Origin of the sequence: Nocardioides sp. J54 (genome assembly GCF_000519005.1) — a bacterium.
Taxonomy (GTDB): domain Bacteria; phylum Actinomycetota; class Actinomycetes; order Propionibacteriales; family Nocardioidaceae; genus Nocardioides.
This window is the reverse complement of sequence record NZ_JAER01000002.1, coordinates 48,286-69,195: the sequence shown is the minus strand read 5'-3', so window position 1 is coordinate 69,195 and position 20,910 is coordinate 48,286. Positions and strand designations below refer to the sequence as shown.

23 protein-coding genes are annotated in these 20,910 nt (G+C 71.6%); 14 read left to right on the top strand and 9 right to left on the bottom strand.

The genetic code is table 11. The features are described from left to right. Positions 1 to 2 precede the first annotated feature (2 nt). Together tal and tkt are read right to left on the bottom strand one after the other, a co-directional pair. Positions 3 to 1,121, bottom strand: a complete 1,119-nt coding sequence (gene tal, locus NOCJ54_RS0101665) for a transaldolase (RefSeq protein WP_028654068.1) — start codon at positions 1,119 to 1,121, stop codon at positions 3 to 5. 47 nt (positions 1,122 to 1,168) lie between these two features. Continuing rightward, positions 1,169 to 3,277, bottom strand: a complete 2,109-nt coding sequence (gene tkt / locus NOCJ54_RS0101660) for a transketolase (protein ID WP_036516504.1) — start codon at positions 3,275 to 3,277, stop codon at positions 1,169 to 1,171. Positions 3,278 to 3,419: 142 nt separating this feature from the next. On the opposite strand from tkt, the gene NOCJ54_RS0101655 reads away from it, so the two are divergent. Next, complete coding sequence (locus NOCJ54_RS0101655; RefSeq protein WP_028654066.1) at positions 3,420 to 4,334, top strand: heme o synthase; 915 nt, start codon at positions 3,420 to 3,422, stop codon at positions 4,332 to 4,334. Between the two features lie 583 nt (positions 4,335 to 4,917). Here the strand turns inward: NOCJ54_RS0101655 and NOCJ54_RS0101650 are convergent. From NOCJ54_RS0101650 to NOCJ54_RS0101640, 3 genes are read right to left on the bottom strand one after another with little or no spacing between them, the layout of a single operon-like run. Beyond that, complete coding sequence (locus NOCJ54_RS0101650; protein WP_232221648.1) at positions 4,918 to 5,814, bottom strand: COX15/CtaA family protein; 897 nt, start codon at positions 5,812 to 5,814, stop codon at positions 4,918 to 4,920. A 2-nt stretch (positions 5,815 to 5,816) separates the two neighbouring features. Further along, positions 5,817 to 6,614, bottom strand: a complete 798-nt coding sequence (locus NOCJ54_RS0101645) for an ABC transporter permease (protein WP_036516499.1) — start codon at positions 6,612 to 6,614, stop codon at positions 5,817 to 5,819. Next, positions 6,611 to 7,549 carry an ABC transporter ATP-binding protein gene (locus NOCJ54_RS0101640; protein ID WP_028654063.1) on the bottom strand — a complete coding sequence of 313 codons (939 nt, stop codon included), beginning with the start codon at positions 7,547 to 7,549 and terminating at the stop codon, positions 6,611 to 6,613. Before NOCJ54_RS0101640 ends, NOCJ54_RS0101645 begins: the two co-directional genes overlap by 4 nt. Positions 7,550 to 7,592: 43 nt before the next feature. Here NOCJ54_RS0101640 and NOCJ54_RS0101635 point away from each other — a divergent pair, with 43 nt between their 5' ends. The 10 genes from NOCJ54_RS0101635 to NOCJ54_RS0101590 all read left to right on the top strand — a co-directional run bounded on the left by NOCJ54_RS0101635 (position 7,593) and on the right by NOCJ54_RS0101590 (position 14,982). After that, a complete protein-coding gene (locus NOCJ54_RS0101635) occupies positions 7,593 to 7,955 on the top strand; it encodes a hypothetical protein (RefSeq protein WP_145725727.1) in 363 nt (120 codons plus the stop codon). Beyond that, positions 7,948 to 8,370 (top strand): hypothetical protein, encoded by a 423-nt coding sequence (locus NOCJ54_RS0101630; protein WP_028654061.1) that lies wholly within the window; start codon positions 7,948 to 7,950, stop codon positions 8,368 to 8,370. Before NOCJ54_RS0101635 ends, NOCJ54_RS0101630 begins: the two co-directional genes overlap by 8 nt. A gap of 118 nt (positions 8,371 to 8,488) precedes the next feature. Next, the gene (locus tag NOCJ54_RS0101625; protein ID WP_036516495.1) at positions 8,489 to 9,160 is read left to right on the top strand and encodes a helix-turn-helix transcriptional regulator; all 672 of its coding nucleotides are present in this window, start codon (positions 8,489 to 8,491) and stop codon (positions 9,158 to 9,160) included. Next, on the top strand, positions 9,157 to 10,575 hold the full coding sequence (gene sufB / locus NOCJ54_RS0101620) for a Fe-S cluster assembly protein SufB (protein WP_028654059.1): 1,419 nt from the start codon (positions 9,157 to 9,159) through the stop codon (positions 10,573 to 10,575). The genes NOCJ54_RS0101625 and sufB overlap by 4 nt, the downstream gene beginning before the upstream one ends. Next, entirely contained in the window at positions 10,572 to 11,744 is a 1,173-nt protein-coding gene (gene sufD, locus NOCJ54_RS0101615; protein ID WP_028654058.1) for a Fe-S cluster assembly protein SufD, read from the top strand. Before sufB ends, sufD begins: the two co-directional genes overlap by 4 nt. Continuing rightward, positions 11,741 to 12,076: a non-heme iron oxygenase ferredoxin subunit gene (locus tag NOCJ54_RS0101610; protein WP_028654057.1), complete on the top strand. Its 336-nt coding sequence runs from the start codon at positions 11,741 to 11,743 to the stop codon at positions 12,074 to 12,076. The genes sufD and NOCJ54_RS0101610 overlap by 4 nt, the downstream gene beginning before the upstream one ends. Then, entirely contained in the window at positions 12,073 to 12,831 is a 759-nt protein-coding gene (sufC, locus tag NOCJ54_RS0101605; protein WP_028654056.1) for a Fe-S cluster assembly ATPase SufC, read from the top strand. Before NOCJ54_RS0101610 ends, sufC begins: the two co-directional genes overlap by 4 nt. Before the next feature lie 2 nt (positions 12,832 to 12,833). Further along, a complete protein-coding gene (locus NOCJ54_RS0101600; RefSeq protein ID WP_028654055.1) occupies positions 12,834 to 14,105 on the top strand; it encodes a cysteine desulfurase in 1,272 nt (423 codons plus the stop codon). Between the two features lie 2 nt (positions 14,106 to 14,107). After that, a complete protein-coding gene (gene sufU, locus NOCJ54_RS0101595; RefSeq protein WP_028654054.1) occupies positions 14,108 to 14,599 on the top strand; it encodes a Fe-S cluster assembly sulfur transfer protein SufU in 492 nt (163 codons plus the stop codon). Then, a complete protein-coding gene (locus NOCJ54_RS0101590) occupies positions 14,596 to 14,982 on the top strand; it encodes a metal-sulfur cluster assembly factor (RefSeq protein WP_028654053.1) in 387 nt (128 codons plus the stop codon). The genes sufU and NOCJ54_RS0101590 overlap by 4 nt, the downstream gene beginning before the upstream one ends. Positions 14,983 to 15,024: 42 nt before the next feature. Here NOCJ54_RS0101590 and NOCJ54_RS0101585 read toward each other — a convergent pair whose 3' ends face one another. Both NOCJ54_RS0101585 and NOCJ54_RS0101580 read right to left on the bottom strand, forming a co-directional pair. Further along, positions 15,025 to 15,561, bottom strand: coding sequence for a hypothetical protein (locus NOCJ54_RS0101585; protein WP_028654052.1), 537 nt, complete (start codon positions 15,559 to 15,561; stop codon positions 15,025 to 15,027). 48 nt (positions 15,562 to 15,609) lie between these two features. Then, complete coding sequence (locus tag NOCJ54_RS0101580; protein ID WP_198020060.1) at positions 15,610 to 16,116, bottom strand: SRPBCC family protein; 507 nt, start codon at positions 16,114 to 16,116, stop codon at positions 15,610 to 15,612. 62 nt (positions 16,117 to 16,178) lie between these two features. Between NOCJ54_RS0101580 and NOCJ54_RS0101575 the strand changes: the two genes are divergently transcribed. Then, complete coding sequence (locus tag NOCJ54_RS0101575; protein ID WP_028654050.1) at positions 16,179 to 16,796, top strand: acVLRF1 family peptidyl-tRNA hydrolase; 618 nt, start codon at positions 16,179 to 16,181, stop codon at positions 16,794 to 16,796. On the opposite strand, the gene NOCJ54_RS0101570 is transcribed toward NOCJ54_RS0101575, so the two are convergent. Continuing rightward, positions 16,793 to 17,248, bottom strand: coding sequence for a GNAT family N-acetyltransferase (locus NOCJ54_RS0101570; protein WP_028654049.1), 456 nt, complete (start codon positions 17,246 to 17,248; stop codon positions 16,793 to 16,795). The genes NOCJ54_RS0101575 and NOCJ54_RS0101570 overlap by 4 nt on opposite strands. 67 nt (positions 17,249 to 17,315) lie before the next feature. Here NOCJ54_RS0101570 and NOCJ54_RS0101565 point away from each other — a divergent pair, with 67 nt between their 5' ends. Beyond that, a complete protein-coding gene (locus NOCJ54_RS0101565; protein ID WP_028654048.1) occupies positions 17,316 to 18,221 on the top strand; it encodes a phosphotransferase in 906 nt (301 codons plus the stop codon). 33 nt (positions 18,222 to 18,254) lie between these two features. On the opposite strand, the gene ypfJ is transcribed toward NOCJ54_RS0101565, so the two are convergent. After that, positions 18,255 to 19,226: a KPN_02809 family neutral zinc metallopeptidase gene (gene ypfJ / locus NOCJ54_RS0101560; RefSeq protein WP_232221647.1), complete on the bottom strand. Its 972-nt coding sequence runs from the start codon at positions 19,224 to 19,226 to the stop codon at positions 18,255 to 18,257. Positions 19,227 to 19,297: 71 nt separating this feature from the next. Between ypfJ and NOCJ54_RS0101555 the strand changes: the two genes are divergently transcribed. After that, positions 19,298 to 20,896, top strand: coding sequence for an ABC-F family ATP-binding cassette domain-containing protein (locus tag NOCJ54_RS0101555; protein ID WP_028654046.1), 1,599 nt, complete (start codon positions 19,298 to 19,300; stop codon positions 20,894 to 20,896). Positions 20,897 to 20,910 lie beyond the last annotated feature (14 nt).

Here is a 20,910-nt window from a genome sequence, read left to right as displayed (position 1 = left end):
GGTCAGCCCTCGGCCGGTCCCGTGACCGCGGCCATCTGGCCCTTGACGGTCTCGACGAGCTCGGACCACGACGCCTTGAACTTGGAGACGCCCTCCTGCTCGAGCACGAGGAAGACGTCGTCGAGGTCAACGCCGGCGGCCGCGATCTGGTCGAAGACCTCCTGGGCCTCGCCGGCCTTGCCGGTCACCTGGTCGCCCCGCACCTCACCGTGGTCGGCGAAGGCCTGCAGCGTCTTCTCCGGCATCGTGTTCACGGTGTCGGCCACGACGAGGTCGGTGACGTAGAGGGTGTCGGGGTAGTCCGGGTTCTTCACTCCCGTCGACGCCCACAGCGGGCGCTGGGGGTGCGCGCCGGCGGCGGCGAGCTGCTGCCAGCGGTCGGAGGCGATGACCTCCTCGAACGCTGCGTAGGCGAGCCGGGCGTTCGCGACGGCGGCCTTGCCGCGCAGTGCGAGGGCCTCGTCGGTCCCGATCTTCTCCAGCCGGGCGTCGATCTCGGTGTCGACCCGGGACACGAAGAAGGACGCGACCGAGCGGATCGTCGCCAGGTCGTGGCCCGCCTCGCGGGCCTTCTCCAGCCCGGCGAGGTAGGCGTCCATGACCGCGCGGTAGCGCTCGACCGAGAAGATCAGCGTGACGTTGACGCTGATGCCGGCTCCGATGACCTCGGTGATCGCCGGCAGGCCCTCGAGGGTCGCCGGGATCTTGATCAGCGCGTTGGGGCGGTCGACCGCCTTCCACAGCGCCTTCGCGGACGCGACCGTCGCGTCGGTGTCGTTCGCCAGGTCGGGCTCGACCTCGATCGAGACCCGGCCGTCGTCCTTCGTGCGCTCGGCGACCGGCGCGAGCACGTCGCAGGCGTTGCGCACGTCGTCGGTGGTGAGCTCGAAGATCACCTTGTCCACGTCGGCGCCGTCGGCGACCAGGCCACGGACCTGCTCGTCGTACCGCTCGCCGTCGGCGATCGCGCTGGCGAAGATCGTCGGGTTGGTGGTGACGCCCACGACGGAGGAGCCCTCGACGAGCTCGGCCAGGTTGCCGGTCTCGATGCGCTCCCTGGAAAGGTCGTCGAGCCAGATGGACACGCCCGCGTCGGCGAGCGCCTTCAATCGGTCAGTCATGGATCCTCCTCGTGAGAGTGGTGGTCACTGCACCGATCCGACGGTGGTCAGAGCGATGCGGCGCTGATGCTCTCCCGGGCGGCCTGGGCGACTGCCTCGGGGGTGAAACCGAACTCGCGGAACAGCGTGCCGGCGTCGGCGCTCGCACCGTAGTGGTCGATGCTCACGATCCGGCCGGCGTCGCCGACATACTCGCGCCAGCCGGTGCGGCTGCCCGCCTCGACCGAGACCCGGGCCTTCACGGTCGGCGGGATCACCGAGTCGCGGTAGGCCTGGGTCTGCTCCTCGAACCACTCGAGGCAGGGGAGCGACACGACGCGCGCCTGCACGCCCTCGGCCGCGAGCTGCTCGCGGGCGGTGACGGCGAGCTGGACCTCGGAGCCGGTGGCCAGCAGGACGACGTCGGGCTCGCCGCCCTCGGCGTCGAGCAGGACGTACCCACCCTTGGCGACGTCATCCGTGGAGGCGAAGCCGTCGGTGCCCCGCGGGAAGACCGGGACGTTCTGGCGGCTCAGGACCAGGCCGGCCGGGCGGTCGGTGTTGCGCAGCACCTGGAGCCACGCTGCCGCGACCTCGTTGGCGTCCGCGGGGCGGACGATGTCGAGGCCCGGGATGCCGCGCAGCGCCCAGAGGTGCTCGATCGGCTGGTGGGTCGGGCCGTCCTCGCCGAGGCCGATGGAGTCGTGCGTCCAGACGTAGACGACCGGCGCCTTCATCAGCGCCGCGACGCGGACCGCGCCGCGCATGTAGTCCGAGAACGTGAGGAAGGTGCCGCCGAAGACGCGGGTGCCGCCGTGGACAGCGATGCCGTTCATGATCGCGCCCATGCCGTGCTCGCGGATGCCGAAGTGGATCACGCGGCCCTGGTAGGGGTCGCCCTGCCACTCCTCGACGGAGCGGTCGGTCGGCAGGAAGGACGGCGCGTCCTTGATGGTCGTGTTGTTCGAGCCGGCGAGGTCGGCCGAGCCGCCCCACAGCTCCGGCATGACCGGGGCGATCGCGTTGATGACCTTGCCGGACGCGGCGCGGGTGGCCACGCCCTTGGCGTCCGCCTCGAACGTCGGCAGCGCGGCCTCGAGGCCCTCGGGCAGGGCCCGCTCCTTCATCCGGGCGAGCAGCGCGGCGCCCTCGGGGTGGGCGGCCGCCCACGCGTCGTACCGCTGGTTCCACTCGGCGGCCCACTTCTTGCCGCGCTCGACCAGGCCGCGGGTGTGCGCCAGCACGTCCTCGGGGACTTCGAAGTCCTTCCCCGGGTCGAACCCGAGGATCTCCTTGGTCGCCGCGACCTCCTCGGCGCCGAGCGCCGAGCCGTGGGCGGCCTCGGTGTTCTGCGCGTTCGGGGCCGGCCAGGCGATGACCGTCTTGAGGACGATCATCGACGGCTTGTCGGTGACCTCGGCGGCCGCCTTCAGCGCGGCGTGCAGCGCCGGGACGTCCTCCTCGTAGTTCGCGAGGTCGGAGTGGTCGGTGCCGGTCCAGTCCACCGTCTGCACGTGCCAGCCGTAGGCCTCGTAGCGCTTCGCCACGTCCTCGTTGAACGCGATGTGGGTGTCGCCCTCGATCGAGATCCGGTTGGCGTCGTAGATGACCGTGAGGTTGCCGAGCTCCTGCGTGCCCGCGATGGACGACGCCTCGCTGCTCACGCCCTCCTCGAGGTCACCGTCGGAGGCGATGACGTAGATGTTGTGGTCGAAGATCGACTCGCCGTCGCCGGCCTCGGGGTCGAGCAGGCCGCGCTCGCGGCGGGCGGCCATCGCCATGCCGACCGCGTTGGAGATGCCCTGGCCGAGCGGCCCGGTGGTCACCTCGACGCCGGCGGTGTGCCCGAACTCGGGGTGGCCCGGGGTCTTCGAGCCCCAGGTGCGCAGGGTCTGCAGGTCCGAGAGCTCCAGCCCGAAGCCGCCGAGGTAGAGCTGCGTGTACAGCGTGATCGAGCTGTGGCCGGCGCTCAGCACGAAGCGGTCGCGGGCCATCCAGTCCGGGTCGGCGGGGTCGTGGCGCATCACCTTCTGGAACAGCAGGTACGCCGCCGGGGCGAGGCTCATCGCGGTGCCGGGGTGGCCGTTCCCGACCTTCTGCACGGCGTCCATGGCCAGCACGCGTGCGGTGTCGACGGCCTTGCGGTCGAGGTCGGTCCAGTCCAGCTCCGGGATCATGGCTCCGAGCCTACCGAGCACGGTGTCGTACCCGACACTGGCCGGGTGCGGCGGACAGGGCTGCTTGGGGCTACACTCGACACGCTTCGACCCCATCCTGCGAGGAACGGTAGTGACCTACGTCGACCCCACCAGCCGCGAGCTGCTGGCCGACGACGCAGGGACCCCGAAGACCTTCCGCGACGTCGTCATGGCGTACGTCGGGCTCACCAAGCCCCGGGTCATCGAGCTCCTGCTGCTGACCACCGTCCCGGTGATGTTCTTCGCAGCGCGCGGCGTCCCCGAGCTCGGCCTGGTCCTGGCCACCGTCGTCGGCGGGACGCTCTCCGCCGGCTCCGCCTCGGTGTTCAACTGCGTCTACGACCGTGACATCGACGAGCAGATGCGTCGTACCCGGCGCCGGGCGCTGCCGCGCCACATCGTCACCCCGGCCGCCGCTCTCGTGTTCGGCACCGTCCTCGGCGTCGCCTCGACCGTGATCCTCGCCGTCTGGGTCAACACCCTCTCGGCCGTCCTGTCGGTCAGCGCCAACGCGTTCTACGTCTTCGTCTACACGATGCTGCTCAAGCGGCGGACCACCCAGAACATCGTCTGGGGCGGCATCGCCGGCTGCTTCCCGGCCCTCATCGGCTGGACCGCCGTCACCGGCGAGCTGTCGTGGGTCCCGATCGTGCTCTTCCTCGTCGTCTTCTTCTGGACGCCGCCGCACACCTGGGCCCTCGCCCTGCGCTACCGCGAGGACTACGCCCAGGTCGACGTCCCGATGCTCCCGGTCGTGAAGCCCGCCCGCTCGGTGGCCTTCCAGATCGTCGTCTACAGCTGGGTGATGGTCGCGACCTCGCTGGTGCTGTGGCCCGTCGCCGAGACCGGCGTCGTCTACCCGGTCGTCGCCGGCGTCCTCGGCGCGATCTTCCTCGCCCAGGCCCACGCCCTGCACCGCCGGGCCAAGGACTCGAACGAGCTCAGCGTGCTGCAGCCGATGAAGCTCTTCCACGCTTCGAACCTCTACCTCAGCCTGCTGTTCGTGGCCGTCGCGATCGACCCGCTGCTGTTCTGAGCCGATTGCGCGAGCGTGTCGCCTGTCGAGGGCGGCGCGCTGCCGCGCGCGCAGTTGGCTTCCGTAGGACCTGCCTCCGCCTGGCGGCAAGCCCTATCGGATGGCGCGAGCGTGTCGCCCGTCGAGGGCGGCGCGCTGCCGCGCGCGCAGTTGGCTTCCGTAGGACCTGCCTCCGCCTGGCGGCAGGCCCCAGGGTGCGTTCGCGGCTGATGTCCCGCGATCGGGCAGGAACTACAGCTCCAGAGCCCGGAAACCTGCGGTTTGGGACCAAACGACAGACCCCAGACCCCGGGAGTGGCCGGGTGGGGGCGGTGCCGGGAGCCGGGCCCCCGCGGGGCGATGTCGGGGTGCCGTCGGCGTCGGGGCCAGGTCCCGCGCACGCAGCGGAGTCAGTGACGCCGGCGGTGGGGTCCCGCTCCGAGCCCCGCGGAGGAGCTGGCGGGAGGTACCGCCACCACCCGGCCCGGAAACCAACCCTGCCCAGCAGACCGACCCCCACGATTGGGCAGGAACTACAGGGCCCGACCCCGAATTGTTGCGGTTTGGGACCAACCCGCAGCTCCCGGAGGTGCGACGAGCCCCCTCAGCGGCGGGCGCGGGTGGCGAGCAGCACCCAGGTGATCCCCGCCGAGGTCGCGCCGGCGCCGAGCATGTGGATGCCGACGAGGAGCTCGGGGAGGTCGGTGAAGTACTGCCAGAAGCCGATGGCGCCCTGGAGCAGCTCGATGACGAGCAGGAGGCGGGCGGCGCGGAAGAGGGTGAGCAGGCCGAGGCGGCGCGACTGCCAGAGCACGACCAGAGTCAGGGCGACCAGCAGGTAGACCACCCAGGCGTGGACGTGGGACATGACCTGCGGGTCCAGGCCGGTGCGCCGGGAGTCGAGGTCGCCGGAGTGGGGGCCGGAGCCGGTGACGACGGTGCCGAGGTAGAGGACCGCCCAGCCGACGGTGAACAGGGCGGCGGACAGGCGGCGTACCGGGAGCGGCGAGGAGGCGCGGGTGGGGCCGTTGACGTGGTCGATCAGCAGGACGCAGACGCCGACGATCGCCATCGACACCAGGAGGTGCCCGGCGACGATCCACGGGTTGAGGTCGGTGAGGACCGTGATGCCGCCCAGCACCGCCTGGGCGGGGATGCCGAGCGCGATGATCGTGGACAGCCGTACGGCGAGGGGGTGCTCGGCTGCGCGGGCGCGGGCTGCGAACCAGCAGGCGACGGCGATGGCGACCAGGACGTAGGTCAGCAGCCGGTTGCCGAACTCGATGGCGCCGTGCAGGCCGAGCTCACCGTGGGGCAGGTAGGACTCGTCGGTGCACTTGGGCCAGGTCGGGCAGCCGAGGCCGGAGCCGGTGAGGCGGACGGCACCGCCGGTGACGACGATGCCGATGTTGGCGACGAGGTTCGCCCAGGCGAGGGGCACCAGGCGGTCGCCCAGGGCGCGCTGGATGCCCGACAGGCGGCTCTCGGTCGAGGTGGTCACGGTCACTCCCACTGGAAGGTGCGGGCGGTCAGGACGGAGCCGACGGCGGCCCACGCGACCAGCACGAGCAGGTCGCGGACGGCCACGACGCCGTCGCTGGCGCTCCGCATGGCCTCGCCGAGCGCGCCCGAGGGGAGCCACTGCACGACCTCCCCGAGGCCACCGTACGTGCTGACGGGCAGGATCACGGCACCGCCGGCGAGCAGGAGCAGGTAGACGAGGTTGGCGGCGGCCAGCGTCGCCTCGGCCCGCAGGGTGCCGGCGATCAGCATGCCGAGGGAGGCGAACGCGGCGGTCCCGCACAGGGCCGCGAGCACCACGGCGAGCACGCCGACGAAACCGTCCGGGCCGTCCCAGCCGAGAGCGAGGCCGACGCCGCCGATCACGACGAACTGCACGACCTCGACGGCCAGGAGTGCCGCGACCTTGCCGCCGAGCAGGGTGGTGCGCGAGAGGGGAGCGGTGCCGAGGCGCTTGAGGACGCCGTACCTGCGCTCGAACCCGGTGGCGATCGCCAGCGAGGTGAAGGCCGTCGACATCACCGCGAGGGCGAGCACGCCGGGGGTGAGGACGTCGACCGGGCGGCCGTCGATGCCCAGGTCGAGGCGGTCCGCGCTGCGGACGGCGCCGACGAGGACGATGACCGGGATGACGACGGCGAGCAGCAGCTGCTCACCGTTGCGCAGCATCAGCCGCGCCTCCATCCCGGCCTGGGTCAGCAGCTGCCGGGCCACGGGGGCGGCGCCGGGCGCAGGGGCGAAGGTGCCCGAGCCCGCGGGGGCTCCGATGTCGGGGCTCATCGCAGGTCCTCCCGCCCGGTGAGCTCGAGGAAGACGTCCTCGAGATTGCGCTGGCCCAGCGAGAGCGACTCGGGGAGCACGTCGTGGTCGGCGCACCACGCGGCGACGGTGGCCAGCGTCGTGCCGTCCGCCGGCCCGGAGACCTGGAGGCTGAGCGGGTCGAGGACGGTGAGCTCGGTGGTGTCGCCGAGCGCTCGGGCGAGCGCCTCGGGAGCGCCGGCCGGGAACGGCTGGGTCACCACGAGCCGGATCGTCGCGACGGTGCCGCCGCGGGTGAGCTCGAGCGGCGATCCGCTGGCCACCAGCCGGCCCTGGTCGAGGATGTGGACCTTGTCCGCGAGCCGCTCGGCCTCCTCCAGGTAGTGGGTCGTGAGCACGACCGTGACCCCGTCCGCGCGCAGCTCCTCGAGCAGCTCCCACACGCCGCGGCGGATCTGCGGGTCCAGCCCGGCCGTGGGCTCGTCGACGAAGACCAGCTCGGGACGCCCGATGAGGGCCAGGGCGAGGCCGAGGCGCTGCTGCTGGCCACCGGAGAGCCGCCGGTACGGCGTGCGGCCGCACTCGTGCAGCGCGAGCCGCTCGACGAGGACGTCGGTCGGGAGCGGGTTGGCGTGCAGCCGGGCGAAGTGGCGCAGCATCTCGTCGGCGCGGGCGCCGCTCCACGCCCCGCCGGCCTGCAGCATGACCCCGATGCGGGGCAGCAGGTCCTGTCGCTGGCGGACCGGGTCGAGTCCGAGCACGCGGACGGTGCCGGCCTGTGGGCGGCGATAGCCCTCGCAGGTCTCGAGGGTCGTGGTCTTCCCGGCGCCGTTGGGGCCGAGGACCGCGGTGACGGTGTGCGCCTCGACCTCGAACGAGAGACCGTCGACGGCGGTGCGGTCGCCGTACCGCATCACGAGCCCGTCGACGAGCACAGCAGGACCACCAACAGGCACCCGGCGAGTGTAGGACCCGACCTGCGGCTCTACGCTGGCGGCCGTGACTGGATGGTCCTTCGGCGTGATCCTCGCCATCAGCGGCGTGGTCGCCCTGCTGCTCGTGGTGGACCTGGTCCGTGACCGGGCGGCGCAGGACGCGCACTACATCGGCGCCGGCGTGCTCCAGCTGGCGGTGCTCGCGCAGCTCGTCGCGGGGTGCGTGGCGCTCGGCCGGACCGACCGCGACGTCGAGGGCACCGTCTTCGTGAGCTACCTGGTCACCGTCGCGGTGGTCCCCGTCGTCGGCGCCTTCTTCTCGCTCGCCGAGCGCTCCCGGGTCGGTACGACGATCCTGCTGCTCGCCGTCGCGACCGTCGCCGGGCTCGAGACCCGGCTCTGGGACATCTGGACCGCCCGTGGCTGAGCCGACGACCTCCTCCGCCCCGGACCGCCCGCTCGCGGAGGGCTGGGGCCGGGCCCTGGTCTTCGTCTACGGCATCTTCGCGGTCGCCGCGACCGGTCGCTCAGCGGTCCAGCTCGGCGACGACGCGGGCAAGGTGCCGTACTGGCTGTCGCTGCTCGCCGCGGTGATCTACCTCGGCGCCACGACCTGCCTGCTCGTCGGCGGGCGCACCGGGTGGCGGGTCGCCGCCGCCGCGGTCTCCGTCGAGCTGGTCGGCGTGCTCGCGGTCGGCACGTGGAGCTACCTCGACGACGGGTTGTTCCACGACAAGACGGTCTGGTCGCACTTCGGGCAGGGCTACGGCTTCCTGCCCCTCGTGCTGCCCTTCGCCGGGCTGGCCTGGCTGCGCGCGACCCGTCCCTCGCGGCGGCCCTGAGCCGCGAACGACGTCCCGCCCGGGGGCCGGAGTGTGAGCCGCGTCACCGGGACGCTTCGGGTAAGGGTGACCTTGCTTGAACGGGCTCCGGCAATATCGGCACACTTGTGTTGTGGAAATGGCGACCGAGACCGACCTGCCGACGCGTCAGCGCGTCGCCCGGTCGATCCTCGAGAACGGACCGTCCACCGCGGCGGCCCTCGCCGAGCGCCTCGAGCTGACCCCGGCGGCCGTGCGGCGCCACCTCGACCAGCTGGTCGCGGAGGGCTCCGTCGTCGCCCGCGACCCCCGGCCGGTGGGTTCGCGCGGACGTGGTCGGCCGGCCAAGGTGTTCGCGCTCACCGAGCACGGTCGCGACGCCTTCGACCAGAAGTACGACGACCTCGCGACGGAGGCTCTTCGCTTCCTGGCCGAGACCGGCGGGTCGGAGGCGGTGAAGGCGTTCGCCGAGCGACGGGCCGCCTTCATCGAGAGGAAGTTCCCCGAGGTGCGCGCCGCGCACCCCGAGGCCTCGCCGGCTGAGGTCCTGGCCCTGGTGTTCTCCGACGAGGGGTACGCCGCCACGGTCCGCGAGCTGCCGGTCGTGGGGGAGCAGCTGTGCCAGCAGCACTGCCCGGTCTCCCACGTCGCCCACGAGTTCCCCCAGCTGTGCGAGGCCGAGACCGAGGCGATCAGCCGCGTGCTCGGCACCCATGTCCAGCGACTGGCCACCATCGCCCACGGTGACGGGGTGTGCACGACGTGCATCCCCGACGCAGGCCTCAACAAGAAGGAGCAGGTCACCACATGACCTCGATCGAAGAACTGAACCCCGAGCTCAAGGGCATCGGTCGGTACGAGTTCGGCTGGGCCGACAAGAACGACGTCGGCGCCAACGCGAAGCGCGGCCTCAACGAGGACGTCGTCCGCGACATCTCGGACAAGAAGAGCGAGCCGGGCTGGATGCTGGACCTGCGCCTGAAGGGCCTGAAGCTCTTCGACCGCAAGCCCATGCCCACGTGGGGCTCGGACCTGTCGGACATCGACTTCGACAACATCAAGTACTTCGTGCGGTCCACCGAGAAGCAGGCCCAGAGCTGGGAGGACCTGCCCGAGGACATCAAGAACACCTACGACAAGCTCGGCATCCCGGAGGCGGAGAAGCAGCGCCTGGTCGCCGGTGTCGCCGCGCAGTACGAGTCCGAGGTCGTCTACCACCAGATCCGCGAGGACCTGGAGGAGCAGGGCGTGATCTTCCTCGACACCGACACCGCGCTGAAGGAGCACGAGGACCTCTTCAAGGAGTACTTCGGCACCGTCATCCCCGTCGGCGACAACAAGTTCTCCGCGCTGAACACCGCGGTGTGGTCGGGCGGCTCGTTCATCTACGTGCCCAAGGGTGTCCACGTCGACATCCCGCTCCAGGCCTACTTCCGGATCAACACCGAGAACATGGGCCAGTTCGAGCGGACCCTGATCATCGTCGACGAGGACGCCTACGTGCACTACGTCGAGGGTTGCACCGCGCCGATCTACAGCTCCGACTCGCTGCACTCCGCGGTCGTCGAGATCATCGTGAAGAAGGGCGGCCGCTGCCGCTACACGACCATCCAGAACTGGTCGAACAACGTCTACAACCTCGTCACCAAGCGCGCGGTCTGCGAGGCCGGCGCGACGATGGAGTGGGTCGACGGCAACATCGGCTCCAAGGTCACGATGAAGTACCCCGCCGTCTACCTGATGGGCGAGCACGCCAAGGGCGAGACCCTCTCGATCGCGTTCGCGGGCGAGGGCCAGCACCAGGACGCCGGCGCCAAGATGGTCCACGCCGCGCCGAACACGTCGAGCTCGATCCTGTCGAAGTCGGTCGCCCGCGGCGGCGGCCGGACGTCGTACCGCGGCCTGATCCAGGTCAACGAGGGCGCCCACGGCTCGAAGTCCAACGTGCTGTGCGACGCGCTGCTGGTCGACCAGATCAGCCGGTCCGACACCTACCCGTACGTCGACATCCGCGAGGACGACGTGTCGATGGGCCACGAGGCGTCCGTCTCGAAGGTGTCCGACGACCAGCTGTTCTACCTCATGTCGCGCGGCATGGAGGAGGACGAGGCGATGGCGATGATCGTGCGCGGCTTCGTCGAGCCGATCGCGAAGGAGCTCCCCATGGAGTACGCCCTCGAGCTGAACCGCCTGATCGAACTGCAGATGGAAGGAGCGGTTGGGTGACCGCCGCTGTTGTCAGCGACGCCCTGGAGCAGGAGCACGTCGAGTCCCACCTCCACCCGGAGCCGACCTACGACCTCGAGGCGCACCCGACGCCGACCGGTCGTGAGGAGATCTGGCGGTTCACCCCGCTCAAGCGTCTCCGTGGCCTGCTGGAGGACACCCCCGCCGCCGGTTCGCTCGAGCGCAAGCTCGAGCTGCCCGACGGTGTCACGCTGAGCGAGCTCTCGCTCGAGGAGGCGTCCGCCCTCGGCGGCACGGCGCCCTTCGACCGGCTCGGTGCCCTCGCGGCGAGGAACGCCGGCAGCGCGGTGCTGCTCGACGTCGCCGCCGAGGCCGACGTCACCGAGCCCGTGCGCGTGCAGCTGCACGGGACCGGGACCGAGGAGGCCGTGGCGGGCCGCGTCGTGATCCGTGTCGGCCGCCACGCGCGCGCCGTCGTGCTCGTCGAGCACTCCGGCAGCACGACCTACAACGGCTTCACCACGGTCCTGCTCGGCGACGGTGCCCAGCTCGACCTGGTCCACGTCAACGACTGGGCCGACGACGCCGTGCACGCCGAGCAGATCAACGCCCGCGTGGGCCGCGACGCGACGCTGCGCCAGTTCGAGTTCACCCTCGGTGGCGACCTGGTGCGCACCAGCACCAACGTCGACTACGCCGGCCCCGGCGGCACGGCCGAGCTCTTCGGGCTCTACTTCGCCGACGCCGGCCAGCACTTCGAGCACCGGCTGTTCGTCGACCACAACGCCCCGAAGACGACCTCCAACGTCGTCTACAAGGGCGCGCTGCAGGGCGAGAAGGCGCACACCGTGTGGATCGGCAACGTGCTGATCCGCAAGGTCGCGGAAGGCATCGAGACCTACGAGGAGAACCGCAACCTCGTGCTCACCGACGGCTGCCAGGCCGACTCGGTGCCGAACCTGGAGATCGAGACGGGCGAGATCGAGGGCGCCGGCCACGCGTCGGCGGTCGGCCGCTTCGACGACAACCAGCTCTTCTACCTCCGCTCGCGCGGCATCAGCGAGGCCGAGGCCCGCAAGCTGGTCGTGCGCGGCTTCTTCGACGACCTGATCCGCAAGGTCACCGTCCCCGAGCTCGCCGAGAAGCTGTCGGCGCAGGTCGAGGAGGAGCTCCAGCGCCACGTCCTGGCGGACCTGGAGCTCGCATGACCTTCGAACGCGCCTGCGCGCTCGCCGACGTACCTGCCGACGAGGCCCTCGGGGTCACGATCGACCGGTACGACGTGGCGATCGCCCGCGACGGCGACGACGTCTACGCGCTGCAGGACCTCTGCTCGCACGCGGCCGTCCCGCTGAGCGAGGGCGAGGTCGCCGACTGCACCATCGAGTGCTGGCTGCACGGGTCGACCTTCGACCTGCGCACCGGCAAGCCCACCTGCCTGCCGGCCACCGAGCCGGTGGCCACCTTCCCTGTCGAAGTCCGCGACGGCGACGTCTACGTCGACGTGGAGACCACCCTGAACGGAGTCACCCCTTCATGAGCACGCTCGAGATCAAGGACCTGCAGGTCCAGGTCCAGACCGAGGACGGACCCAAGGAGATCCTCAAGGGCGTCACGCTGACCATCAAGGACGGCGAGACGCACGCGATCATGGGCCCCAACGGCTCCGGCAAGTCGACGCTGGCGTACTCGATCGCGGGCCACCCGCGCTACGAGATCACCGGCGGCACCGTCACCCTCGACGGCGAGGACGTCCTCGAGATGTCCGTCGACGAGCGCGCCCGCGCCGGCCTGTTCCTCGCGATGCAGTACCCCGTCGAGGTCCCCGGCGTCTCGGTGGCCAACTTCCTGCGCACCGCCAAGACCGCGATCGACGGCGAGGCCCCCAAGCTGCGCACGTGGGTCAAGGAGGTCAACGGCGCGATGGAGCGGATGAACCTCGACGCCTCCTTCTCGCAGCGCTCGGTCAACGAGGGCTTCTCCGGTGGTGAGAAGAAGCGCCACGAGATCGCCCAGCTCGACCTGCTCGACCCGAAGGTCGCGATCCTCGACGAGACCGACTCCGGCCTCGACATCGACGCGCTCAAGGTCGTCTCCGCGGGCGTCAACCGCTTCCGTGAGCGCGAGGGCAAGGGCGTCCTGCTGATCACGCACTACACGCGGATCCTGCGCTACATCAAGCCCGACCACGTGCACGTGTTCGTCGCCGGCAAGGTCGCCGAGTCCGGCGGTCCCGAGCTGGCCGAGGAGCTGGAGGCCAACGGTTACGAGCGCTTCCTCGAGGCGGCGGTCTGATCATGACCCTGGAGGGTCTGCTCCCCGAGCTGGCGGTCATCCGCAAGGACTTCCCGATCCTCGAGCGCACGCTCGCGGGCGGGTTGCCGCTGGTCTACCTCGACAGCGCGAACACCTCGCAGAAGCCGCAGGTGGTGATCGACACGATGGTCGACCACCTCGAGCGGCACAACGCGAACATCGCGCGGGCGATGCACCAGCTCGGCGCCGAGTCCACCGAGGCGTTCGAGGCGGCGCGCGACAAGGTCGCGGCCTTCATCGGCGCCCCGGAGCGGGACGAGGTGATCTTCACGAAGAACGCCTCCGAGGCGCTCAACCTGGTCGCGAACACCCTGGCCTGGCCGGGGGACCGGCAGGTGGGCCCCGGTGACGAGGTGGTCATCACGGAGATGGAGCACCACTCCAACATCGTGCCGTGGCAGCTGCTCACGCAGCGCACCGGCGCGACGCTGCGGTGGTTCGGCCTCACCGACGACGGCCAGCTCGACCTGTCGGCGATCGACGAGCTCATCACCGAGCGCACGAAGGTCGTGTCGCTGACCTGGGTGTCGAACATGCTCGGCACGATCAACCCGATCGCGGAGATCACCCGCAAGGCGCACGCCGTCGGCGCACTCGTCGTCGTCGACGCCTCGCAGGCGGCGCCGCAGCTGCCGATCGACCTGGCGGCCATGCCGGCCGAGGAGCGTCCCGACCTGCTGGCCTTCACCGGCCACAAGGTCGTCGGCCCGACCGGCATCGGCGTGCTCTGGGGCTCGCGGGCCGTGCTCGACGTGCTCCCGCCCTTCCTCGGTGGTGGCGAGATGATCGAGACCGTCCGGATGGACGTCTCGACCTACGCCGGCATCCCGCACAAGTTCGAGGCCGGCACGCCGCCGATCGTCGAGGCCGTCGGCCTCGGCGCGGCCGTCGACTACCTCGGCCACGTCGGGATGGAGGCGATCCACCGCCACGAGCAGGCGATCACCGCCTACGCGCTCGAGGGCCTGCAGTCGGTCAAGGGCCTCACGGTCCTCGGCCCGCTGGACGCCACCCGGCGCGGGGGAGCGATCTCGTTCGAGGTCGAGGGTGTGCACCCGCACGACATCGCGCAGGTGCTCGACAGCCGCGGCGTCGCCGTGCGTGCCGGGCACCACTGCGCGAAGCCGGCGCACGCGCGCTTCGGCGTGCAGAGCTCGACGCGGATGTCGTCGTACCTCTACACCGAGCCGCGCGAGATCGACGCCCTCGTCGAGGCGCTGGAATACACCCGCTCCTACTTCAAGTTGGACTGACGATGAGCACCGCGAACGGCCAGGACCTGGATGCCCTCTACCAGGAGATCATCCTCGACCACTACAAGAACCCCCACGGCAAGGGGCTGCGCGGTGACGCCGACGCGGCCGGCACCGCGGAGGTCCACCACGTCAACCCCACCTGCGGCGACGAGGTGACCCTGCGCGTGCACCTGGCCGACGGAGTCGTCGACGACGTGTCGTACGACGCGGTCGGCTGCTCGATCTCGCAGGCCTCCGCGTCCGTGCTGCACGACCTCGTGGTCGGCAAGGGCGTCGACGAGGCGATGGCGATCCACCAGGAGTTCCTCACCCTCATGCAGGGCAAGGGCGCGATCGAGCCGGACGAGGAGGTGCTCGAGGACGGCATCGCCTTCGCGGGCGTCGCCAGGTTCCCGGCACGCGTGAAGTGCGCCCTGCTGTCCTGGATGGCGTGGAAGGACGCGACGGCCCGGGTCACCGGTGCCGCCACCGGCGAAGGAGACAAGGCATGAGCGACAACAGCGATCTTCCCGAGGTCCCCGAGGCCACCGACACCCTCGTGGGTGCGTCGAGCAACGCGTCGTCGAGCGTCGCGCTCGCCGACATCGAGGAGGCGATGAAGGACGTCGTCGACCCCGAGCTCGGCATCAACGTCGTCGACCTGGGCCTGGTCTACGGCATCCACGTCGACGAGGGCACCAACGTCGTGCTCGACATGACGCTGACCTCCGCGGCGTGCCCGCTGACCGACGTCATCACCGACCAGACCAACTCGGCGCTCGAGGGCCTGGTCAACGACGTCGCGATCAACTGGGTCTGGATGCCGCCGTGGGGTCCCGACAAGATCACCCCCGACGGTCGCGAGCAGCTGCGCGCCCTCGGGTTCAACGTCTGACCCGAGGGTCCGACCGACCGACGCGCACCGGCGCCCGGGCTGCTAGAAGCAGCGGCCCGGGCGCTTGCCGTACTTCCAGGCGAAGCTCACGGTCATCTCGCCCTCCGGGCCGTGCCCGACGAGGAGGACGCGGTACTTCCCGCGGAAACGCGGCGCCTTGATGTCGAACTGCCGCGGCGCAACGGCGGTGGGGGTGCGCCGCACCGTGCACGCAGCACGGCGCGGGTGCGCGAGGCTGGTCAGCCGGGCGCTCCACCGCCATCCGGGCCGGCCGAACCAGAACCGGATCGCGCCGTGGCGGGTCACCGTGACCAGGTCGCGGGCGGAGGGCTGGCGGCCCTGTGCGCACACCGACGTGCTGATCTCCCCGCCATCGACCTGCTCGGCCGGCCCCTGCCAGCAGTAGCTGGTCGGCTGCAGGCGCACGTTGCGGTCCGCCAGCTTGAGCACGACCGGTGAGGGCGTGGCCGACCAGGTGTAGGTCAGCCGCGCCGGCGCGGCCGCGTGGCCGGCGACCGGCACGGGCAGCGCGAAGAGGGCGACCAGGAGCAGGGCGACGCCCAGACGTCGGGGGAGCATGCCTCGATCGTAGGTCCGAAACGTCCACCGCGTGACCGATCGAGCGGATCAGGGGACGGTCGCGAACCGCTCGTCGGTGTAGCGCCGCAGGTTGCGCAGGAAGCGGTTGAAGACCGCGTTCAGGAAGGGTCGCCCCAGCGGCATGCCGAGCCGCGACGGACCGCGCACGTCGAGCGCGAGCGTCCAGGTCAGCCGGCAGCCCTCGGCCGTGGGGACGACGTCGTACCGCTCGGCGAACGCGCGCACGGTCCGCGTCGAGGACTCGTTGAACCGGAAGGACATCATCGTCGGCGGGTCCCAGGCGAGGAACTCCTCGTCGCCGACCAGCCCGCCGCGCATCGTCACCGTCCGGCGGGTGCCGGCGCCGCGCGGCTCGGGCGTCGTCCACTCCACACCCGTGATCACGCTCGCCCAGCGCGGCCACGCGTCGGCGTCGGCGAGCACCTCGAAGAGCTGCTCCGGGGTGACGGCGAGCTCCACGCTGTTCGCGTACCGGTGGGGCGCGGTGTCGACGAAGTCGATCCCGACGGGCTCGCACGGGTGCATCCTGGCCATGGCAGGAGGGTAGAACACGTTCTCGTCGGGACGGGTCGGCGTCCGCCCGGTAGCGTCGCCCCGTGCCCGAGGTCCTCGTCCCCGTCGCGCGCTGGCCGCGGTGGCTCGCCAACTTCGAGGCGTCCCACGGCACAGCTGACCTCGTCGTCGGCGAGGGCGCCCTCCGGGGCGCGGCGCCCGACGGGTCCCGCTTCGTGGTCCGCCTCCCCTTCTCCCGCCCGTACGACGGACCGCCCGATCCGGCCGCGCTCGCCGCTGCCGCCGTGGCGCCCGCCGGCTGGGGGGTCCTGCTGGTGCGCAAGGGCGGCTTTGCGGTGGCCCGCATCGAGCGGGGGAGCGTGGTGGCGTCGAAGACGGGCCAGCGCCATGTCCAGGGCCGCACCAAGGCCGGCGGACAGTCCCAGCAGCGCTTCGCCCGCCGCCGGGCCAACCAGGCCCGGGAGGCCTTCGAGGCCGCGGCCGACCACGCGGCCCGCGTCCTGGCCGGCGTCGACGTCGTCGTGGCTGGCGGTGACCGCACGGCCGTGACCGAGGTGCTCGCCGACCCGCGGCTCGCACCGGTGCGGGTGGTCGGTCCGTGGTTCCCCGTGCCCGACCCGCGCCGCGCGGTGCTCGAGAAGGTGGTGGCGGACGCCGGGGCGCTCGTGGTCGACGTCGAGAACGCGCCCGGAGCGCCCTAGAGCTCCTTCGTCATGAAGACGCTGTGCGGGTCGAGGACGTAGCCGTCGAACGGGCCGCACTCGGTGAAGCCGCGGGTCGCGTAGAGCGTGCGCGCGGCTGCGAAGTAGTCCTCGGTGCCCGTCTCGAGGCTGACCCGGCGGTGGCCCTGCGCGCGGGCCTCGGTCAGGACGTGGTCGAGCAGGCGGGCGGCGACGCCGCGACGGCGGGCGGTGCTCGCCGTGCGCATCGACTTGAGCTCGGCGTGGCCGGCGGAGACGACCTTGAGCGCCGCGCAGCCGAGCAGCACCCCGTCGTCGCGGGCGGTCCAGAAGGTGATGCCCGGTGCGGCCAGGGCGTCCGGGTCGAGGGCGTGCACGCTCTCCGCGGGGGAGGTGGCGTACATGTCCGCGAGGTGCTCCTCGAGCAGGGCGAGGACGTCGGGACGGCGCGGGTCGTCGGCCTGGATCTGCACGTGCCCATCCTCCCCGGGCGTCCGGACATCCCCGCCCGAGGGGCCCCGATCCACTAGTTTCGGCAGCATGTGGCAGCCCGAGCCCGACTGGGTGGCGCTCCCGGGAGGTTCCGGGACGTCCACCGTCGGTGTGTGGCGCACCGCGCTCGGTGGCCGGCCGGTCGTGGTCAAGCGCCTCGGCGCACCGCAGGCCGGCGACCCGGCGATCCTCTCCGACCGCAGCCACGTCGCCTGGTGGCGCCGCGAGGCCGACGTGCTCGAGACCGGCCTGACCGTCAGCACGCCCGGCCTGCGGTCGGCGCCGGCGTCGGTCGAGGAGGACGAGGAGGGCGTCACCATCACCCGCGACTGGGTGGAGGACGCGGCCTCCAGCGGGCTCTTCCTGGCGCTGTCCGTCGGCCGGTTCGCCGGAGCCCAGATCGGCCACCCGACGTTCCTGGCCACCGACCTGCTGCGCGACCGCCTGGACCGCGTGGCGCGCAACGGCGGCTGGCCGACGCTGGCCCGCACGACCGTCGCCGACGTCGCCGACCACCTGTGGACCAGGCGCGAGGTGATGCTCACCCTGCTCGACGGCCTCCCGCAGGTGCCGCAGCACGGCGACCCGACGGCGCTCAACCTCCCGGGCCGCGAGGGTGACGACGCGCTGGCCATCGACTGGGGCACCCTGGGCCACGGCCCGGTGGGTGGCGACCTGGGCTACCTGTCGCTGTCGTCGCGCGAGGAGTTCGAGCCGCTGCTCGACGCCTACCTGCTCGGCCTGCCGGGCGGCGTCGCGGATCGCGACGCCGTCGTCCTCGGCGCCCAGGTCACCGCGGTCTACACCGCGCTCAGTCGCGCCGAGTGGGCGCTGGCGCGGGTCGCCACGGGCGAGGGGGCGCTGGCCGCGAAGTACCGCCACCCCGCCGTCGCCCCGCACCTGCGCGCGCTGCAGCGCACCTTCGGGCACATGGAGGCCCTGCTCGAGCTCTGAGCCGGCCCCGGGCGTCGGCGCGTCCGGGAGGGCTCAGCCGCGGCCGAGGACCTCCGACTCGGACGCCGAGAAGGTGTCGCAGGCCGCGACGTCGCCGCCCTCGTAGCCGACGCGGAACCAGTGCATCCGCTGCGCGGACGAGCCGTGGTTCCACGTCTCCGGGTTGGTCTGGCCCTGCGTCTTGCGCTGGATGTGATCGTCGCCGACGGCAGCCGCTGCCTTGAGGGCGTTCTCGATGTCGGCGTTGCTCAGCTCCTGCAGGAGGACCTGGCCGGCGGCGTCCTCGGTCGTCGTCGCGTGCTGCGCCCACAAGCCCGCGTAGCAGTCGGCCTGCAACTCGAGGCGGGTCGCGTCGCTGGTCGGGCCCTGCTGGCTGCGGACCTGGTTCATGAAGCCCTGGAGGTTGGAGATGTGGTGCCCGTACTCGTGGGCGAGCACGTAGAACTCGACGAACGGCTCGTCCGGCGCCCCGAGCTCCGGCTCGAGCACGGTGTCGAAGAACGAGGTGTCGAGGAAGATCCCCTGGTCGGCAGGGCAGTAGAACGGACCGACGGCCGAGCTGGCCTGGCCGCACGCCGTCGAGACGCTGCCGGAGAAGGTGGTGAGCGCCGAGATCGGCTGCCAGCCGCGCACCCGCTGCCCGGACCAGAAGTCGGTCAGGGAGTTCTCGATCGCGACCCGCGCGCAGTCGGCGGACCGGTTGGCGTCCTCGCCGGTCTCGCAGCCGGCGTACCGGTCGGTGCCCTGCTCGGCGTCGCTGAGCCGTGACGGCGAGTAGGCCGCCCCGAGGCCGCCGCCACCGCCGCCGCCGAGCCCGAGGTCGATGCCGGCGCACCGGGCCACCACGAACAGGACGACCAGCAGGACGACCCCGCCGATGCCGCCGCGGCCGGTCGGGATCGGGATGCGCATCCCGCTGCCGCCGAACCCTCCACCGCCACCGCCGGAACCGGTGTCGCGGACCCGAGAACGGTCGAGGCGGGCCTTCGGATTGAATCGCACCACGGACAGGAGCCTAGGGCACCGCGTCGCGGTTTAGGGCGCGCCGAGACCCGCGTGGGAGAATCGCGCCCGTCATGATCACGGTGCACCAGCTCGAGGTTCGCGTCGGTGCGCGGCTCCTCATGGAGAACGTCAGCTTCCGCGTCGGCCCCGGCGACAAGGTCGGCCTCGTCGGCCGCAACGGTGCCGGCAAGACCACCCTCACCAAGGTGCTCGCCGGCGACGTGCTGCCCGCCAGCGGCACGGTCACCAACAGCGGGGAGCTCGGCTACCTCCCGCAGGACCCGCGCGTCGGGGACCCGGAGACCCTCGTCCGCGACCGGATCCTGTCCGCCCGCGGGCTGGACGACGCCGTACGACGGATGCGGGCCGCCGAGGTCGCGATGGCCTCCGACGACCCGGACGAGCGGGACAAGGCGTTCCGCAAGTTCCAGCGCGCCCAGGACGAGCTCGACGCGGGCGGCGGCTACGCGGCCGAGACCGAGGCGCTCCAGATCGCGCAGAGCCTGGGCATCCCGGACCGGCTGATGGACCAGCCGCTCGGCACGCTCTCCGGCGGCCAGCGGCGCCGCGTCGAGCTGGCGCGGATCCTGTTCTCGAGCGCCGAGGTGCTGATCCTCGACGAGCCGACGAACCACCTCGACGCCGACTCGATCCTCTGGCTGCGCGACTGGATGAAGTCCTACAAGGGCGGCTTCATCGTGATCTCCCACGACAACGACCTGCTCGAGGAGACCGTCAACAAGGTCTACCACCTCGACGCGAACCGGGCCGTCATCGACGTCTACAACATGGGGTGGCGCAACTACCTCACCCAGCGCGAGACCGACGAGGCCCGCCGCAAGCGCGAGCTGATGAACGCGCAGAACAAGGCGAAGACGCTGACCGACCAGGCCAACAAGATGCGTGCCAAGGCCACCAAGGCGAGCGCCGCGCAGCAGATGCTGCGGCGTGCCGAGCGGCTGCTCGAGGGCGTGGAGGGCGAGCGGCAGGCCGACAAGGTCGCCGCGATCAAGTTCCCCAGCCCGGCACCGTGCGGCAAGACGCCGCTCACCGCGCACGACCTGTCGAAGTCCTACGGCGCGCTCGAGGTGTTCACCGCCGTCGACCTCGCCATCGACAAGGGCTCGCGCGTGGTCATCCTCGGCCTCAACGGCGCCGGCAAGACCACGATGCTGCGCATCCTCGCCGGCGTCGACAAGCCCGACACCGGTGAGGTCGTCGCCGGGCACGGGCTCAAGGTCGGCTACTACGCGCAGGAGCACGAGACCCTCGACGTGCACCGAACGGTGCTGGAGAACATGCAGTCCTCCGCGCCGCAGCTGACCGACACCGAGGCCCGCTCCGTGCTCGGCTCGTTCCTCTTCTCCGGCGACGACGTGCACAAGCCCGCCGGCGTGCTGTCCGGCGGGGAGAAGACCCGGCTGGCCCTGGCCTCGCTGGTCGTCTCCGCCGCCAACGTGTTGCTCCTCGACGAGCCGACCAACAACCTCGACCCGGCCTCCCGCGAGGAGGTGCTCAACGCGATCCGCCGCTACGAGGGCGCGATCGTGCTGGTCACCCACGACGAGGGCGCGGTCCACGCACTGGAGCCGGACCGCGTGCTGATCCTCCCCGACGGTGTCGAGGACCTCTGGAACCCGGAGTACGCCGACCTGGTCGCGCTGGCCTGACGACCGCGGCCCGG